Origin of the sequence: Mycobacterium sp. E1214 (assembly GCF_001666755.1) — a bacterium.
Taxonomy (GTDB): Bacteria; Actinomycetota; Actinomycetes; order Mycobacteriales; family Mycobacteriaceae; genus Mycobacterium.
In genome coordinates, this window is the sequence record NZ_LZJC01000073.1 from 21,573 (window position 1) to 38,972 (window position 17,400).

Annotated in this window: 14 protein-coding genes; 7 read left to right on the forward strand and 7 right to left on the reverse strand. The window is 70.6% G+C overall.

The window, feature by feature from the left end; genetic code table 11:
* Positions 1-13 precede the first annotated feature (13 nt).
* A complete protein-coding gene (locus A5700_RS08640) occupies positions 14-1,033 on the reverse strand; it encodes a MaoC family dehydratase (protein ID WP_068068812.1) in 1,020 nt (339 codons plus the stop codon).
* Between the two features lie 166 nt (positions 1,034-1,199).
* On the opposite strand from A5700_RS08640, the gene A5700_RS08645 reads away from it, so the two are divergent.
* A complete protein-coding gene (locus A5700_RS08645) occupies positions 1,200-2,345 on the forward strand; it encodes an acyl-CoA dehydrogenase family protein (protein WP_068068815.1) in 1,146 nt (381 codons plus the stop codon).
* Between the two features lie 123 nt (positions 2,346-2,468).
* Entirely contained in the window at positions 2,469-2,960 is a 492-nt protein-coding gene (locus A5700_RS08650) for a CD225/dispanin family protein (RefSeq protein ID WP_068068818.1), read from the forward strand.
* On the opposite strand, the gene A5700_RS08655 is transcribed toward A5700_RS08650, so the two are convergent.
* The 3 genes from A5700_RS08655 to A5700_RS08665 are packed head-to-tail and all read right to left on the reverse strand — an operon-like array spanning position 2,957 to position 6,583.
* Positions 2,957-3,898: an enoyl-CoA hydratase/isomerase family protein gene (locus A5700_RS08655; protein ID WP_068068821.1), complete on the reverse strand. Its 942-nt coding sequence runs from the start codon at positions 3,896-3,898 to the stop codon at positions 2,957-2,959. The genes A5700_RS08650 and A5700_RS08655 overlap by 4 nt on opposite strands.
* A 3-nt stretch (positions 3,899-3,901) precedes the next feature.
* The gene (fadD4, locus tag A5700_RS08660; RefSeq protein WP_068068825.1) at positions 3,902-5,431 is read right to left on the reverse strand and encodes a fatty-acid--CoA ligase FadD4; all 1,530 of its coding nucleotides are present in this window, start codon (positions 5,429-5,431) and stop codon (positions 3,902-3,904) included.
* Between the two features lie 57 nt (positions 5,432-5,488).
* Positions 5,489-6,583: an alpha/beta fold hydrolase gene (locus A5700_RS08665; protein ID WP_068068827.1), complete on the reverse strand. Its 1,095-nt coding sequence runs from the start codon at positions 6,581-6,583 to the stop codon at positions 5,489-5,491.
* 174 nt (positions 6,584-6,757) lie between these two features.
* Here A5700_RS08665 and A5700_RS08670 point away from each other — a divergent pair, with 174 nt between their 5' ends.
* Both A5700_RS08670 and A5700_RS08675 read left to right on the forward strand, forming a co-directional pair.
* A complete protein-coding gene (locus A5700_RS08670; RefSeq protein WP_068068830.1) occupies positions 6,758-7,078 on the forward strand; it encodes a DUF732 domain-containing protein in 321 nt (106 codons plus the stop codon).
* Positions 7,079-7,150: 72 nt separating this feature from the next.
* Positions 7,151-8,245, forward strand: a complete 1,095-nt coding sequence (locus tag A5700_RS08675; RefSeq protein WP_068204621.1) for a sensor domain-containing diguanylate cyclase — start codon at positions 7,151-7,153, stop codon at positions 8,243-8,245.
* 15 nt (positions 8,246-8,260) lie between these two features.
* On the opposite strand, the gene A5700_RS08680 is transcribed toward A5700_RS08675, so the two are convergent.
* The 3 genes from A5700_RS08680 to A5700_RS08690 form a co-directional block, all read right to left on the reverse strand.
* Positions 8,261-10,090 carry a phosphoenolpyruvate carboxykinase (GTP) gene (locus tag A5700_RS08680; RefSeq protein WP_068070118.1) on the reverse strand — a complete coding sequence of 610 codons (1,830 nt, stop codon included), beginning with the start codon at positions 10,088-10,090 and terminating at the stop codon, positions 8,261-8,263.
* Positions 10,091-10,246: 156 nt separating this feature from the next.
* Positions 10,247-11,809 carry a hypothetical protein gene (locus A5700_RS08685; protein WP_068070119.1) on the reverse strand — a complete coding sequence of 521 codons (1,563 nt, stop codon included), beginning with the start codon at positions 11,807-11,809 and terminating at the stop codon, positions 10,247-10,249.
* Complete coding sequence (locus tag A5700_RS08690; RefSeq protein WP_068070113.1) at positions 11,806-12,945, reverse strand: hypothetical protein; 1,140 nt, start codon at positions 12,943-12,945, stop codon at positions 11,806-11,808. Before A5700_RS08690 ends, A5700_RS08685 begins: the two co-directional genes overlap by 4 nt.
* A gap of 206 nt (positions 12,946-13,151) precedes the next feature.
* Here A5700_RS08690 and trmB point away from each other — a divergent pair, with 206 nt between their 5' ends.
* The 3 genes from trmB to A5700_RS08705 form a co-directional block, all read left to right on the forward strand.
* Positions 13,152-13,937, forward strand: a complete 786-nt coding sequence (gene trmB / locus A5700_RS08695; RefSeq protein WP_197502830.1) for a tRNA (guanosine(46)-N7)-methyltransferase TrmB — start codon at positions 13,152-13,154, stop codon at positions 13,935-13,937.
* A 34-nt stretch (positions 13,938-13,971) separates the two neighbouring features.
* Complete coding sequence (locus A5700_RS08700) at positions 13,972-14,694, forward strand: NYN domain-containing protein (protein ID WP_068070115.1); 723 nt, start codon at positions 13,972-13,974, stop codon at positions 14,692-14,694.
* Positions 14,695-14,755: 61 nt separating this feature from the next.
* On the forward strand, positions 14,756-17,400 hold a 2,645-nt coding region (locus A5700_RS08705; protein WP_082966223.1), incomplete at its 3' end, for an MMPL family transporter.

Here is a 17,400-nt window from a genome sequence, read left to right on the forward strand (position 1 = left end):
GTGTCCAGCGGGCTCAGAATTGCAGGGCGCTGAACCGCCAGTCCAGCACCGGCCGGTCGGGGGCGTCGGGTTCGTCGGCGACCGCGAACACCCGCGATCGCAGCCCGAGCACGCCGCCGCGCTCGGTGGCCGCCGCGGACTCGACGTGCAGTTCGCTGTAGAGGGTGTCGCCCTCGTGCACCGGACCGGTGTGATCACACGACTCCCAGCCCAGCACCGTGGCCAGGTTGGGCAACAGCCGGCTCGCCTGGGCCAGCGCCAGGCCGATGGTGTGGCCGCCGTACACCAGCCGGCGACCGCCGACCCGTGAATCATGATGCGGCGCAGCAATATTGAGGGTCAACCGAGCCAATTCGGGCGCGCTGCTGACCACGTCGGCGGTGCTGTGCAAAATCTCGCCCGCGAGGCCGGGGTCGAAGTGCGGGCCGGGCACCTTGGCGCGGAACGCGTCGCCGTCCCAGTGCGCGGCCGGGTCGGATGCCGGTGGTAGCGCGCCGGCGCCGACGGCGGACAGGTCGTCGCCCGAGCCGGCCGCGTCGGGATGCCAGCCCGGGCTCGCCGGCAGCATGGCGCAGCGGTAGAAGTCGAGCACCAGCTGCTCGGCCTGGTCGATGGTCGTCATGCGCAGCGCCGCCAGTCCCGTCGGCGCGCGGCCGGGCTTGGCCGAGTTGGCGCGCAGCCCAACCACTTCGGTGCGGGTGTACAGGGAGTCGCCGATGACGGGGAACCGGTGGAACGTCAGGCCGCGATAGAACAGGTTGGCCTTCACGCGCTGCGTGACCAGCGTGCTCTGCCCGATCGCGACGTCGCAGACCAACGCCGGGTGGGCCAGCGGACCCGGCGCTCCGGTCACCGCGGCGCACAGGTCGGTGTCCAGCGCCAGCCGCAACCGGTCGCCGACGATCGCCTGATGGGCAGCGGCGAGCCCCGACGAGAGCGTCATCGTCGGCGCCCAGTCGAAGACCCGACCGACGGCAAGCTCGTCGAAGTAGGCCCCGCCGGCGCGGACCGCCGCATACCCGTTACTAGCCACAACGCCACATGCTGGCAGGCTGTCGAATCGAGGGTCAACCGGTGGCGATCGCGAGGGCGGCGAAGCCGGGCGAAGCGGGTCGCCACCAACAACCGGTGGCGATCGCGAGGGCGGCGAAGCCGGGCGAAGCGGGTCGTCACCATCGAGTCAGGAGGCCGATCGCAAGGTGAACGACGAAGAGGGCATGCTGGTCGCCACGGTGCGGGCCTTCATCGACCGCGACGTCAAGCCGACCGTCCGCGAGGTCGAGCACGCCAACGACTACCCGGAGGCGTGGATCGAGCAGATGAAACGGATCGGCATCTACGGCCTGGCGATCCCCGAGGAGTACGGCGGGTCGCCGGTGTCGATGCCGTGCTACGTGCGGGTGACCGAGGAGCTGGCGCGCGGCTGGATGAGCCTGGCCGGGGCGATGGGCGGGCACACCGTGGTGGCCAAGCTGTTGACGCTGTTCGGCACCGACGAGCAGAAGCGGACTTACCTGCCGCCGATGGCCACCGGCGAGCTGCGGGCGACCATGGCCCTGACCGAGCCCGGCGGCGGGTCGGACCTGCAGAACATGTCGACCACCGCGGCGCCCGACGGCGACGGCAACCTGGTGATCAACGGCGCCAAGACCTGGATCAGCAACGCGCGCCGGTCCGGCGTGATCGCCCTGCTCTGCAAGACCGATCCGCACGCCACGCCACCGCACCGGGGCATCTCGATCGTGCTGGCCGGGCACGGGCCCGGCCTGACCGTGTCCCGCGACCTGCCGAAGCTGGGATACAAGGGCGTCGAGGCCTGCGAGTTGTCGTTCGACGACTTCCGGGTGCCGGCGTCGGCAGTGCTCGGCGACGCGCCGGGACACGGGTTTTCGCAAATGATGAAGGGCCTCGAAACCGGCCGGATCCAGGTGGCCGCCCGGGCCTTGGGGGTGGCGACGGCCGCGCTCGAGGACGCGCTGGCCTACGCCCAGCAGCGGGAGAGTTTCGGACGGCCGATCTGGCAGCACCAGTCGATCGGCAACTACCTGGCCGACATGGCGACCAAGCTCACCGCCGCCCGCCAGCTGACCCGATACGCGGCCGAGCGCTACGACAGCGGCGAGCGGTGCGACATGGAGGCCGGGATGGCCAAGCTGTTCGCCTCGGAGGTCGCGATGGAGATCGCGCTGAACGCGGTCCGCATCCACGGCGGTTACGGCTATTCCACGGAATACGACGTGGAGCGCTACTTCCGTGACGCGCCGTTGATGATCGTCGGTGAGGGCACCAACGAGATTCAGCGCAACGTCATCGCCCGCCAGCTGGTGGCGCGCGGGGGCATCTGACTCGACGCGACGATGTCCCGATCGTGGGCCGGGTTTGCGCTATATTTGCCTGACTTCGTCCACCAGCAAAGCGGCGCCAGGGCGAACCCGTGCGGGCCGGCAAATCTCAAGGAGGCGGCTGCCATGAGTTACCCCCCGGAGCCCCACGAGGGTTCGCCCGAATGGCAGTCGGGTCAGCAACCTCCCGAATGGCAGGCCGCGCCGCCGCCGCCACCCACCTGGCAGGCGGCCCCGCCGCCCCCGGGTTGGCAGGGTCAGCAACCGGGATGGCAGGCCAACGCGGGCCCGTCCGGGTGGCCGCAGCCGCAGCCGGGCTGGCAGGGCCAGCAGGAGCCGGACAACTACCTGGTCTGGGCGATCCTGTGCACCGTGCTGTGCTGCCTGCCGTTCGGCATCGTCTCGATCGTCTACTCCAACAAGGTGTCCGGGTTGTGGGCCCAGGGCCGCTACCCCGAGGCGCAAGAAGCCGCCAACAACGCCAAGAAGTGGGCGATCATCGGCGCCATCGTGGGCGCCGTGGCCTCGGTGATCTTTGTCCTGCTCTACGCCGTCGCGGGCGTGTTCGTCGTCTCGCATATGCCGTCGACGACCACGACGAGCTACTCGGGATTTTAAGACCGGATCTCGTCCACCAGCCCCCATGCCAACGCCGTGGCGGCGTCGACGGTGTGGCCGGACAGCACGAGATAGGCCGTGCGCCAACGGCCTATGCGCCGGGTCACGCTGACGGTGCCCCCGGCGCCGGGGAGCAGCCCCAACCCCAATTCGGGGAGACCGAACACCGCGTCGGCGCGGGCGCTGACCCATCCGCAGAACGCCGCCATCTCCAGCCCGCTGCCCAGCACCCGGCCATGCACCTCGGCCCGGCACGCCCGGTCGAGCCGGGCGGTCAGCGCGTCCAGCGCCAGGGCCGGGCTGTGCCGGGTGCGCGCCAGGTGCGCGCTCGACGGGTCGGTGAAGGTGCCGAACTCGGCGAGGTCACCCCCGCTGCAGAACGACGGCCCGTTGCCGCTCACCACGACCTCGGTCACCGAGGGGTCTAGCCGCGCCACCGTCAGGGCCTCCAACAGCGCCGCGCGGGCGTCGGTGGAGAACGCGTTGTGCCGCTGCGGCCGATCGAACGCGATGCGCAGGGTGTCGCCGTCGCGCACCGCCCGCACGGGCTCGGCGATCTCGGGCATGTCGACGGGTCCCCGCTCCCGCAGCCAACGTTCGAATTCGGGACCGGCCTGCAGGGTGGAATACGCCAACGACTCGGTCAGCACGCCCGGCAACGCCGGCCCCTCGGGATCGACCGCGCGCAGCACGTCGTCACAGATCGCGCTGGCGTGCGGCCAACGCGCACAGCGTGCCCGCAACAGGGCGAGGGTCTCGGGTATCGAGGCCACGGTCACGGCGCGACGGTCCGTGCAGGCATCCTCGGTCAGCGTGAACGTGGCCGCGTCGAGCCATGTCCCGGGCAGCTCACCGGTCGCGCCGACACCGACGAGCACGCCGGTCGGCGCCACGGGACCGTCCTGCGGCGCGTCCGCAAGGTCGACCACCCGCAGCATCGGTCACACCGAGTACTTCTCGATCAACCCGTTCTTGTAGAGCTTGCCGGTGTCGGTGCGCGGCAGCTGCGCCTCGAACGCGATCGAGCGCGGACACTTGTAGTGCGCCAACCGGTCTCGCAGCCACGCCGTCAGCTCGTCGGCGAAGGCGTCGGTGGCGTCGGCCGGGTCGACGGTCTGCACGGCCGCCACCACGCGCTGCCCCATCTCGTCGTCGGGCACCCCGAACACCGCCGCGTCCAACACCTTCGGGTGGGTGACCAAAAGGTTTTCGGCCTCCTGCGGGTAGATGTTCACACCGCCGGAGATGATCATGTGGTGCCGGCGATCGGTGAGGTAGAGGTAGCCCTCCTCGTCGAGGTAGCCGATGTCGCCGACGGTGGCCCAGCCGTTCTTGTTTCGGGACGAGGCCGTCTTCGTCGCGTCGTTGAGGTATTCGAACGACTGCCCGCCCTCGAAATAGATCTCGCCGGCCTGGCCGGGCGGCAACTCGTTGCCGTCCTCGTCGAGGATGTGCACGGCGCCGCCCATCGGCTTGCCCACGGAACCGGGGTGGGTCAACCACTCCTCGGCGCTGATCAGCGTCGACCCGTGCGCTTCCGAGGACGCGTAGTACTCGTCGATGATCGGTCCCCACCACTCGATCATCTGTTTCTTGATCTCCACCGGACACGGGGCGGCGGCGTGCATGACGCGCTGCAGGCTGGATAGGTCATACGAGTCACGCACCGCCGCAGGCAGTTTCAGCATGCGGGTGAACATTGCCGGCACGAACTGGCCGTGGGTCACCCGGTGCCGGGCGATGGCGTCGAGGCAACCCTGCGCGTCGAATTTCTCCATGACGACCGTGGTGATGCCGCCGGCCTGCGCGCTCATCGACCAGACCGACGGCGCGGTGTGATACAGCGGCGCCGGGCTCAGGTACACCGAGTCGCGGGTCATCCAGACGCTGACCAGCGCCGACATCATGCCGGGCGCCTCGGCCGGCGGCACGTGCGGCAGTTCGCGTTTGATCCCCTTGGGCCTGCCGGTGGTGCCCGACGAGTACTGCAGCAGGTCGCCCTCGATCTCGTCGCCGATCGGCGTATCCGGTTGATCCGCAACGCATTCCGGGTAGCGGTCCCACCCGGGCAGGTCGGGGTCGCCTGCCCCGGCGGCGATGAGCAGCAGCTTCGGCAGCCCCCCGGGCAGGTGTTCGGCGAGGGCGGCGCACGTGTCGCGCAGCGGGGCCGAGCCGATGATCGCCTTGGCGCTGCTGTTGTCGATGATGTAGGCGGCCTCGGCCGCGGTGAGGTGCGTGTTGATCGGGACGTAGTACAGACCGCTGCGGCGCGCCGCCCACATCACCGCGTGGATGTGCTCGTTGTTCTCCATCAGGATCGCGACGGCGTCGCCCTCGACCAGGCCCGCCTCGCGGAATCGGTGCGCGAGGCGGTTGGCGCGGGCTTCCAGGTCGTCGAACGTGATGACCGTCCTGGACGGGTAGAGAATGACCGCAGGTTTGTTGGCGCCGAGATACGGGCGGATCTGCATGCGCCGACTGTACGCCGCCGAAATTGACGGGTGTCGAGACGGCCCGGCACCGGGGTGTCAGCCCAAGAAATCCAACAGTGCCGAGCCGAACGCCGCCGGTGTCTCCAGATGCGGGACGTGGCCGGTGTCCGGCACGCCGACGAACCGGGCCTCGGGCATGGTGGCCGCGCACGCCCTGGCAAGTGCGGCGATATTGCCCTTGGCCGCTTGGTCATTGGGCGCGGTGTACTTGGCGCCGACGTACGTGCGGTCGGACAGGCCGCACACGAACAACGTCCGGGTCCGCAGCGCCCCGACGAATCCCACCGCGGGCTCGTTGAGCAGCATCTCGGTGGCCGCCGCGGAGCTTTGCACCCAGCGCTCGAACTCGGGCCCGCGCCCGATCGCCACACGAACCGCGACGAAGGGATCGATGAGCCGGGAATCCTTGCGCACGAAGTAATGCGCCAGGTACTGACGGATCTGGTCCTCGGTCATCGAGCGCTCGTCCTGCGCCCAGTCGTCGCGCGTCACCGGCCTGGTCAGGCCGATCCGGTAGTCCTCGAGACCCATCGGATTCTCCAGCACCAACGCCCGCACCCGCTCGGGCAGGGCCCGCGCCAGGTGCATCGCGATCAGGCCGCCCGTCGAATGCCCCACCACCGCAACCGAATCCAGCACCAGCCGGTCCAGCAGCGAGCGCAGGTGGCTCACCGACGCGCCGGCCGTCAACGTCGAGGGCTTGGTCGACTTCCCCCAGCCGACGAGGTCCGGGACGACCACCCGGAAGCCGGCGCCGCGCAGGGCGTCGATCACGCCCGCCCAGTACGCGGCGAAGAAGTTCTTGCCATGCAGCAGCAGCACCGCGCCCTTGGGCTGAGCGCGTTCGGGCGCGACGTCCAGGTAGGCCAGCCGGGCGCGCTGTTCCCACTGCGGGGCCGGCCGGTCGATCCAGTCCGCCTGGGCGACGTGCGTGACATCCAGGTAGCGCACGGGATGGGGGTAGGGGTAGCCCTCCAAGCCGATGCCGAGGACGTCCGCACCGGGCCACGGCACCGCCGGTGCGGCCGCGCTGGGTGCCGCTGGTCCGCCGTGGCAGCCGGCCAACAGGCCACCCACCGCGAGGGCCCCGGACAGCGCGCGTCGCCGATCGAGGTTCACCATCGCCACCATTCGAGCACCTCCGCCACCGCCACCGCCATCGGCGCTGCCGCGGACGCGCTGGGGGCCGGCCGCCCGCAAGCAGGCGTGGTTTGCCAGCCACCGGCTCGCAGCGCGCCGAGAAGGACCGATATCCGTAACGCGGTTCGGCGGGCAATTGCTGCCGCCGCGCTTTAAGCTCGCGCCATGAAAACGTGGCTAGTCGCGCCCGTGGCGCTGTCGATCTCGATCGGCGCCGCGCCGGCCGCCCGCGCCGACGGCGCCTCCGACTATCTGTCCGGCCTGGACGCCGCCCACATCGCCTACAGCAACCCCGCGACGGCGCTCGACATCGGCAACTCCATCTGCCAGCAACTGCATCGCAACGCCGCCCCAGACGTGGCCGCCCAAGCCGCGCTGCGCGCCGGGTATGAGCCCGGCCAGGCCGGCAAGATCCTGTTCTTCGCCAGCCACGCGCTGTGCCCGGACACGGCGGCGGCGGTCGACAGATGGGGCGATTCGCCGTGACGGTCGGCCGCCGCGACGCGTCGATCGTGTAACGTGATTGTGCGTTTGCTGTGCCGCCGTAGGGAGGTGTGAATGACCGCCGAGCCCCTGGATGCGCCCGCGGCCTGCTGCACCTCCGACCGCGAGTTCGGGGCCTACGACTACGTCGGCGGCATGGAACGGCTCCTGGAGGCGGTGCAGGAACTGTCGCTGGCGCGCAGCCTCGCCGAGGTGCAGCTCATCGTCCGGTCGTCCGCGCGGGAACTGACCGGCTGCGACGGCGCCACCTTCGTGCTGCGCGACGACAACACGTGCTACTACGCCGACGAGGACGCGATCGCGCCGCTGTGGAAGGGCAGCCGCTTCCCGATCGAGGTGTGCGTCAGCGGCTGGGCGATGCTCAACCGCGAGGCCGCGATCATCCCGGACGTCTACCACGACCCGCGGATCCCCCGGGGCATCTACCAGCCGACCTTCGTCAAGAGCCTGGTCATGGTCCCGATCCGCAAACAGAACCCGATCGGGGCCATCGGCAACTACTGGGCACACCAGCACTCGCCGTCGGACCAGGAGGTCCGGCTGCTGCAGGCGCTGGCCGACTCGACGTCGATCGCCATGGAGAACGTCCAGGTGTACTCCGAGTTGGAGCAGCGGGTGCGCGACCGCACCGCCGCGCTGGAATCGGCGAACGAGGAGATCCGCCGGCTGTCGATCACCGACGAGATGACCGGGCTCAACAACCGCCGCGGGTTCTACCTGAGGGCCGAGCAGAAGCTGCATGGCACGCACCACCTGGGGCGCAGCTGCGTCCTGGCCTTTCTCGACGTCGACGGGCTGAAACGGGTGAACGACGAACTGGGCCACGACGTCGGCGACTGCCTGATCAAGGACGTGGCGCAGACCCTGCGCGACATGAAGGAAGAATCCGACATCCTCGCCCGCATGGGCGGCGACGAGTTCTGCGTCATGGTCAGCGAAAGCGAGAACGACACGGCGTCCCTCAAGGAGCGGCTCGACGAGGCGTTTCGGCGGTTCAACGAGACCAGCGACCGCCCGTACCGCCTGTCGGCGAGCGTCGGGCTGGTGCGGGCGCCGGCCACCGAGAGCCCGACGGTGGACGAGCTGCTCGCGCGGGCGGACGAGTTGATGTACGTCGACAAGAAGGCCAACGCGAGATCGCGCCTTTGAGTAACCGGGCCGGGCTTAGCCGGCTTCGCCGAGCCGCTGTTTGAGGGCCTCGAACTCGTCCTTGACGCCGGTCGGCAGCTTCTCGCCGACGAACTCGAACCACTCTTCGATCTGCGGCAATTCCTCGCGCCACTCGGCGGGGTTGACCGCCAGCGCCTTGGTGACGTCGTCTTTGCTGACGTCGAGGCCGTCGAGGTACAGGTCGTCGGCCGTCGGCACGACGCCGATCGGGGTGTCCTGCCCGCCGGCCTGGTGCTCGATGCGGTCCACGATCCACTTCAGCACCCGGCTGTTCTCGCCGAAGCCCGGCCACAGGAAGCCGCCGTCTGCGTCGCGACGGAACCAGTTGACGAAGAACACCTTCGGCAGCTTGGACTCGTCGGACTGCTTGCCCAGGTCGATCCAGTGCTGGAAGTAGTCGCCGACGTTGTAGCCCAGGAACGGCAGCATGGCCATCGGGTCGCGGCGGACGGTGCCGACCTTGCCCTCGGCGGCGGCGGTCTGCTCGCTGCCCATGGTGGCGCCCATGAACACCCCGTGCTGCCAGTCGCGGGCCTCGGTCACCAGCGGCACGGTGGTCTTGCGGCGAGCGCCGAACAGGATGCCCGAGATCGGCACGCCCTGCGGGTCGTCCCACTCCGGCGCCAGGATGGGGCACTGCGACATCGGGGTGCAGTACCGCGAGTTCGGGTGCGCGGCAGGCGTTTCGGTCTTGCCGGCGTACCAGTCGTTGCCCTTCCAGTCGACCAGGTGCTGCGGGTCGCCCTCCAGGCCCTCCCACCACACGTCGTTCTCGTCGGTCAGCGCGACGTTGGTGAAGACGGTGTTGCCGCCCTCGATGGTGCGCATGGCGTTGGGGTTGGACTTCCAGTTGGTGCCGGGCGCCACGCCGAAGAAGCCGAACTCCGGGTTGACCGCGTACAGGCGGCCGTCCTTGCCGAACCGCAGCCAGGCGATGTCGTCGCCGAGCGTCTCGGCGCGCCAGCCGGGGATGGTGGGCTGCAGCATGGCGAGGTTGGTCTTGCCGCACGCGGACGGGAACGCCGCGGCGAAGTAGTAGGCCTTGTTTTCCGGGGAGATCAGCTTGAGGATCAGCATGTGCTCGGCGAGCCAGCCCTCGTCGTGGGCCATGGCCGAGGCGATCCGCAGCGAGTAGCACTTCTTGCCCAGCAGCGCGTTGCCGCCGTAGCCCGAGCCGTAGCTCCAGATCTCGCGGGTCTCCGGGAAGTGGGTGATGTACTTGGTGTCGTTGCACGGCCAGGGCACGTCCTGCTGGCCCTCGTCGAGGGGGGCGCCCACCGAGTGCAGCGCCTTGACGAAGAAGCCGTCGTCGCCGATCTTCTCCAGCGCGGCCTTGCCCATCCGCGTCATCACCTTCATGGAGGCCACGACGTACTCGGAGTCGGTGATCTCGACGCCCAGCTTGGGGTCGTCGGCGCCCAGCGGGCCCATGCAGAACGGCACCACCCACATGGTGCGGCCCCGCATGCAGCCTCGGTACAGGTCGGTCATCGTCGAGCGCATCTCGGCCGGGTCCATCCAATTGTTGGTGGGACCGGCGTCGATCTCGCGCTCGGAACAGATGAACGTCCGCGACTCCACCCGCGCGACGTCGGACGGGTCGGACAGCGCCAGGTAGGAGTTCGGGTGCTTCTTCTCGTTCAGCCGCTTGAAGGTGCCGGCGGCGACCAGCTGCTCGGCCAGCCGGTTGAACTCCTCGTCGGAGCCGTCAGCGAAGACCACCCGGTCGGGCTGCGTGAGCTCCGCGACCTCCTGCACCCAGGACAGCAGCCCGGGATGGTTGGTAGGGGCGTTGTCCAGACCGGGAATGGTCGCTGAAGTCATCGAACTCTCCTGGTGTTTCGTTTCGGGCTTCATTGCTCGGTATGCCATCACCCACACAACTGCTTGCATGGTGGCATTAACTACAGGTTATCGTGGCGCGCTTGTCGAGTGAGTCTCGGGCAGGTATAAGCCTTCTCACTACAACGATTCAGAAACTCAGTCCGGTTCCTCATCGTCGCTCCTCACAGCGGGTTTCTCGGGCTCGACGCTCCCCGCCCCGTCGGTAGGGTTTTCCTGGGCAGGTATACCCGGTTCGCCTAGCTCTGCACGCACCGCGTTCCAGGCGCTCAGCACCGCGGGCATGTCCCGGTCGCGCGCGGCGGCGGCGCGGGCGGCGGCCGCGGCGTGCGCGCGCAATTCGGTGTCGATGATCCCCACCGCGCCGCTCACCTGCTGGTTCTCGGCCTCGTCGCGGGCCAGCAGCGCCTTGCTCAGCAGCGACTCGGCCACCAGGACCCGGGTGGCGACGAGCTCCTCGGCGACGGACTGCAGCGCGGCGGTCGCGTCGCCGGCCCAGCGATCGAGCAGGGCGCGGTCGCGCAGCAGGCCGCGGATGTGGATGACCACGAAGGTCAGCGCCAGCCCGATCGCCAGGCACGCCGCCGCACCGGCGGCGGTCAGGGCGGGGCTCAACCGGGACGCCAGGCCGGTGAGCAGCCGGCTCAGCGTCAGGGCGACGCCCAGGCCGAAACCGACGCCCAACACCGCCGTCAGCCAGGTCTCCTGGCGCCGCGAGGTCAGCGGCACGGCGGGGACGTCGACGGTCGGCAGCTCCCGGGGCGCCGGCAGGTCTATCGCCACGTCCAGCGCGTGGGCCACGTCGGCGAGCTGGCTCTCGGCCCCGTCGCTGACCTCGCCGACCACCTCGTCCAGGCGTTCCCGCGTGCGGTCGGCGAACTCCGGCATCGCGCGCCGGGACAGCGCGGCCGCGTCCTCCTGCAGTTCGGTGCGCACCGAGGTGCACCGATTGCGCGCGAAGTACGACAGCTGCACCCGCGCCTGCTGGATCTGGCCCCGCAGCGTGATGGTGCGCTCGGCCTTCGCCTCGCGCCGCTGCTGCAGCGCGCCGGCGCGCTCCTCGCGCAGCGCCTCCACCCGGGCCCGCCGGCCGGCGCCTTCGACGTCGCGGTCGAACCGGTGCGCGACGGTCCGCAGCCGGGAGTCCCACTCGCGCAGCCGGTTGCGCCGCGCCAGGTCCGGGTCGGCGAGCAGCCCCGAGACCGCGCCGACGAGGTCGTCGACCGCAGGGTCGCCGAGGTCGGGCCGGGCCGCCGCGCCGACCCAGCGCACCCGGCCGTACCGCGGCGCGTGCGCGGCCAGCGCGTCCCGGTTGGCGGCGAGCACGTCCCGCCAGCCCCGGTGCACGTCGATCTTGGACACCACGCCCACCACGGCGTCGGTGTGCTCGGCCGCGGCGTCCAGCAGCGCGCAGTCGGAGTCGGTCAGCGGCGTCGCCGCCGAGACGACGAACACGACCGCCAGCGGCGCGTCGCCGGATCCCAGATCCGTCGATTCGACGAACTTGTGCTGCGACAACCGCTCACGCAGGGCCGCGGCCACCCCGCTCACCCCGGCCAGCCACGGGCCGGTCACCAGCACCACGTCGCGGCGGTGCGTGGCGGGCGTCGCCAGCCCGGGCGCGGCACCGGCGACCAGCGCGTCGACCGCCGAGACCGCCGAGACCGGCCCGCCCGGATCGTCGTGGTCCTCGCCGCTCATGCCCACTGCCCCGGCAGGGAGCCGCACGCCTGCGACCACAGCCGCAGCGACCCCCTGGCGATGTCGGCGCCGCAGGCGCGGTGCAGGTCGCTGCTGCTGGCGCGGCTGTAGCGCTGCCAGCGCACCGCCCGCGGCAGGTGCGCGGTCGGGTCGCGGTGCCCCGCGGCGTTCATGTCGGGGGACCCGGGGCCCTCGGGATCGAGGCCGGCCGCCTCGGCGAGGTCGACGGCGGCGGCCATGCGCGCCACCACGGTGTCGTCGCGCGACAGGAAGCCGGTGATGCGCTCCCCGAGGGCCGCGTCGCCGACGGCCAGCGCCTCCAGCTCCGCCACCGCGGTCAGCACCCGCTGATAGCGGGCCTCGGCGCCCGCGCCGGCGATCCGCCCCAGGACGGCGTCCACGCCGCTGGTCCGGCGGAACAGCTTCCGAGCCTGCGCCGCCGTCCGTCCCTGCCGGGCGGCGGCGATCCCCAGGGCGATGCCGAACAGGTCCAGGGCGTGCAGCAGGCGCTCGCGCGCGTCGGCCGGCAGCGGGCTGTCCGCGGGATAGCCGGCGCCCAGGAAACCCGCGAAGGACCCGTCGAGGCCCACGCCGCCGGGATGGGCGGCCAGCGTGCGCAGCGCCGCCCACAGCGAACCCGCGCTGCCGCCAGTGCCGTCGCGGTCCAGCTCGGTCAGCGCGGCGACCGCCAGCACCCCGATCATCGGGTCGACGGCGACGCCGGCGCGGGCGGACAGCTCCGCGCAGCGGGCGCGGGCGGCCACCAGCGGCTCGTCCCCGCCACGCCCGGACAGGGCCGTCAGGTCCGCCTTGTTGAGCACGGCGACCACCGGGCGATCGGCGGCGGCGATCGCCGCGGCGTCCTCGGGCTTAACCACCTCGGCCAGCACGTAGACCACCACGTCGGCGGCATCGACTGCGGCGTCTGCTTCGGCGGCGCCCCGGACCCGGGCGGTGATCCCCGCCCCGTCCAGCGCGCGGGCCACCGTGGCGCGGCCGACGCCCGGGCGGCCGTCGACCACCAGGCGCAACGGCGCCGCGGCGCGCTCGGCGATCGACGTCACGCGCGGGTCGGCGCAGCCGGCGGCGAATCGCGCCAGTTCGTCGACGAAAATCTGGTGTCCTTGTCCCCTCATGCCCCGCCCGTTCGATTCGATCGGCCCGGCCGCCCGGCGGGCCGTCCCACCGGAATTCCCGACCGCCGGGCTCCCCCCGCTCGGCTCGTGGTTCCACCGCATGGTGGCACCTGCGCTGTCACGATGCGAGCCACCGTTTGACAACTACCAGCTCAAAGCAACTGTTGGGTATCAATCCGGACCAGGGGCGGCTACATCCGGCATTCATGGGCCACCATGGACAAATGCAAGCGCAACGCGGGGTGTCGGTGTCACCCGGCACGCCGGTGGGCACACCGGAGCACCACGAGCAGCGCCCGCTCCCCGCGTCGACGTTCCGCTCGCGGCGCTCGGCCCTCTCCGACGGTCAGCGCCAGACGTGGGAGCGCCGCTGGCCGCAGCTGGGTCTTTCGCTGGGACCCTCGCCCGACGGCGACGACGGCCCGCGCGAGCCGACCCTCGATCCGCAGGCGTGGTTCGGCCGTCAGGCGCCGCTGGTCCTCGAAATCGGTTGCGGCAGCGGGACTTCAACGCTCGCGATGGCCAAGCAGGAGCCCGACGTCGACGTCATCGCGGTGGAGATCTACCGGCGTGGGCTGGCGCAGCTGCTGGTCGCGATCGACCGCGACCAGGTCGACAACATCCGGCTGATCCGCGGCAACGCCGTGGAGGTGCTGCAGCGGTTGATCGCGCCGGGCACGCTGGCCGGGGTCCGTGTGTTCTTCCCCGACCCGTGGCCCAAGGCGCGCCACCACAAGCGGCGCTTCCTGCAGCCGGGCACGGTTGGCATGATCGCCGACCGGCTACTCCCGGGTGGTGTGCTGCACGTCGCGACGGATCACGCGGGGTACGCCGAGCACATCGCCGAGGTCGGCGACGCCGAACCCCGGTTGCGGAGGGCCGATCCGGGTGGTCGGCTGGGGATCTCGACGGTTCGCCCGACAACCAAGTACGAGACGAAAGCTCAGGAAGCGGGCAGCCTCGTCACCGAGTTCATCTGGCTTCGGAACTGACCGGGCGAGATCAGGCAACGAATAGGCGATGCATATGAGCCTGACGGAACAGGCCGCGGCGGGAGCCGAGCCGCTGGAAGACCCCGAGGTGCTCTCCGGTGCGCCGCAGGGCGACCTCGGCACGTTCACCCCGCCGGGCGGGCGCGTGCTGTTGGTGTGGGACGCCCCGAACCTGGACATGGGCCTGGGCTCGATCCTCGGGCGGCGGCCGACGGCCCTGGAGCGGCCGCGGTTCGACGCCCTGGGGCGCTGGCTGCTGGGCCGCACGGCCGAGGTGAGCGCGGGCCGGCCGGGCGTCGTCGTGGAACCGGAGGCGACCGTCTTCACCAACATCGCCCCGGGTAGCGCCGACGTGGTGCGGCCCTGGGTGGACGCCTTGCGCAACGTCGGGTTCGCCGTCTTCGCCAAGCCCAAGATCGACGAGGACAGCGACGTGGACCGCGACATGCTCGCCCACATCGAGCGGCGCCGCGCCGAAGGGCTCGCGGCGCTGGTGGTGGCCTCGGCCGACGGTCAGGCGTTCCGCTTGCCGCTGGAGGAGATAGCTCGCAGCGGGGTCAGCGTCCAGGTGATCGGATTTCGCGAACACGCGAGTTGGGCGCTAGCGTCGGATACCTTGGACTTTGTCGACCTGGAGGACATCGCGGGTGTTTTCCGGGAGCCGTTGCCGCGAATCGGCCTAGATTCGCTGCCTGACCAGGGGGCGTGGCTTCAGCCGTTCCGGCCGCTGTCCGCGCTGTTGACCGCGCGTGTGTGACACTGGCTGGAAAAACCGAAGGACATTGCGCGGGTCGTCAACGATCCAGTAAGGAGCTTGCGTGTTCGCCTGGTGGGGTCGAACCGTGTACCGATTCCGGTACATCGTAATCGGGGTCACTGTAGCTCTGTGCCTCCTCGGCGGCGTCTTCGGGATCAGCCTCGGCAAGCACGTCACGCAGAGCGGTTTCTACGACGAGGGCAGTCAGTCGGTGAAGGCCTCGGTGCTGGGTGACCAGACCTACGGCCGCGACCGCACCAGCCACGTGGTGGCGACGTTCACCGCGCCCAACGGCAAGACGGTCGACGACCCGGCGTGGCGCGACAAGATCGTCGGTGAGCTCAACAAGTTCAAGACCGATCACCCCGACCAGGTCGTCGGCTGGGCCGGCTGGCTGGCCGCCCCGGACAGCACCAGCCCGATCATCAAGGGCATGGCCAGCGAGGACCGCAAGCACACCTTCGTGTCGATCCCGCTCAAGGGTGACGACGACGACACCATCCTCAACAACTACAAGACGATCGCGCCGGACCTGCAGAAGCTGGACGGCGGCACCGTGCAACTGGCCGGCCTCGAGCCGATCGCCAACGCGCTGACCGGCACCATCGCCACCGACCAGCGCCGCATGGAGGTGCTGGCGCTGCCGCTGGTGACGGTGGTGCTGTTCCTGGTGTTCGGCGGCGCCGTCGCCGCCGGCCTGCCGGCCATCGTGGGCGGTTTGAGCATCGCCGGCGCGCTGGGCATCCTGCGCCTGGTCGCGGTGTTCGGGCCGGTGCACTTCTTCGCCCAGCCGGTGGTCTCGCTGATCGGCCTGGGCATCGCCATCGACTACGGCCTGTTCGTGGTGAGCCGGTTCCGGGAGGAGATCGCGGAGGGCTACGACACCGAAGCCGCGGTGCGGCGCACCGTGATGACGGCCGGCCGCACCGTGACGTTCTCGGCGGTGCTGATCATCGCGTCCAGCGCCAGCCTGCTGGTGCTGCCGCAGGGCTTCGTGCACTCGCTGACGTACGCGATCTTCGCCGCGGTGGGGCTGGCGGCGCTGCTGTCGATCACCTTCCTGCCGGCGTGCCTGGCCATCCTGGGCCGCCACGTCGACGCGCTCGGGGTCCGGACCGCGTTCCGGGTGCCGTTCCTGCGCCACTGGAAGGTCTCGCGCGCCTACCTGAACTGGCTGGCCGACCGGTTGCAGAAGACCAAGACCCGCGAAGAGGTCGAGGCCGGCTTCTGGGGCAAGCTGGTGAACTGGGTGATGAAGCGGCCGCTGGCCTTCGCGATCCCCATCGCGGTCGGCATGATCCTGCTGGTCATCCCGCTGGGCAACCTGTCCTTCGGCGGCATGAGCGAGAAGTACCTGCCGCCGGACAACCCGGTCCGCCAGGCGCAGCAGCACTTCGACAAGCTGTTCCCCGGCTACCGCACCGAGCAGTTGACCGTGGTGATCGAGAGCACCAACGGCAGCAAGGTCACCGACCAACAGGTCGCCGACATCCGCAACCGGATCAGCTCGATCTCCGGCTTCACCGACAAGACGTGGGAGGAGCGGCCCTGCCCGACGATCGCGGGCAACCCGTGCGTGAGCGGGCCCAACGGGACGCATCCCAAGAACGACTCGATACGGGTGATCCAGAACGGCCTGGTCAGCAAGAGCGACGCGGCGAAGAAGATCAACGAGCTGCGGGCCATCTCGCCGCCCAAGGGACTCACGCTGCTGGTCGGCGGCACGCCGGCGCTGGAGCAGGACAGCATTCACAGCCTGGCGGCGAAGGGTCCGCTGATGTTGGTGCTGTTGCTCAGCGCCACGCTGTTGCTGATGTTCCTGGCGTTCGGATCGGTGGTGTTGCCGGTCAAGGCGGTGCTGATGAGCGCGCTGACCCTGGGGTCGACGCTGGGCATCCTGACCTGGATCTTTGTCGACGGGCACCTGTCGAAGTGGCTGAACTTCACGCCGACGTCGCTGATGGTGGTCCTCATCGCGCTGGTGGTGGCGGTCGGCTTCGGGCTGGCCACCGACTACGAGGTGTTCCTGGTCTCCCGCATGGTCGAGGCGCGGGAGCGGGGCATGTCGACGGCGGAGGCCATCCGCATCGGCACGGCGACCACCGGGCGGTTGATCACCGCGGCGGCGCTGGTGCTGGCGGTGGTCGCCGGTTCGTTCGTGTTCTCCGACCTGGTGTTGATGAAGTACCTGGCGTTCGGCCTGATGGCGGCGCTGCTGCTGGACGCCACCGTGGTCCGGATGTTCCTGGTGCCGTCGGTGATGAAGCTGCTGGGCGACGACTGCTGGTGGGCGCCGCGCTGGGCGCGCCGCCTGCAGAACCGGATCGGCCTGGGCGAGATCGACCTGCCCGACGAACGCAAGCGCCCCACCCTCAACGGCCGCCCGGCGCGGCCGCCGGTGGCGGCCAGCCTGGTGGCCGCGACGCCGCGGCACCCGCACGACCCGACGCATCCCGCCCCGCCGGAACCGGGCCGCCGGCCCGCCGGTCCCGCGCAGCCCGAGATCCGGCCCGCCCAGGACCCGGCGGGCGCGTCTCGCGTCGCGCCTGCCGCCGGTGAGGCCGCGAACACGACCCGGCTGCCGGGGCGGCCCGGCCAGCAGCCCACCGAGGCCCCGACGACGCGTTTCTCGGCGCCCGGTACACCGCCGAAGCCCTGGATCGCGGCGCTGCCGCGGTGCTCACCGACACGACCAAGCTCGCCGAC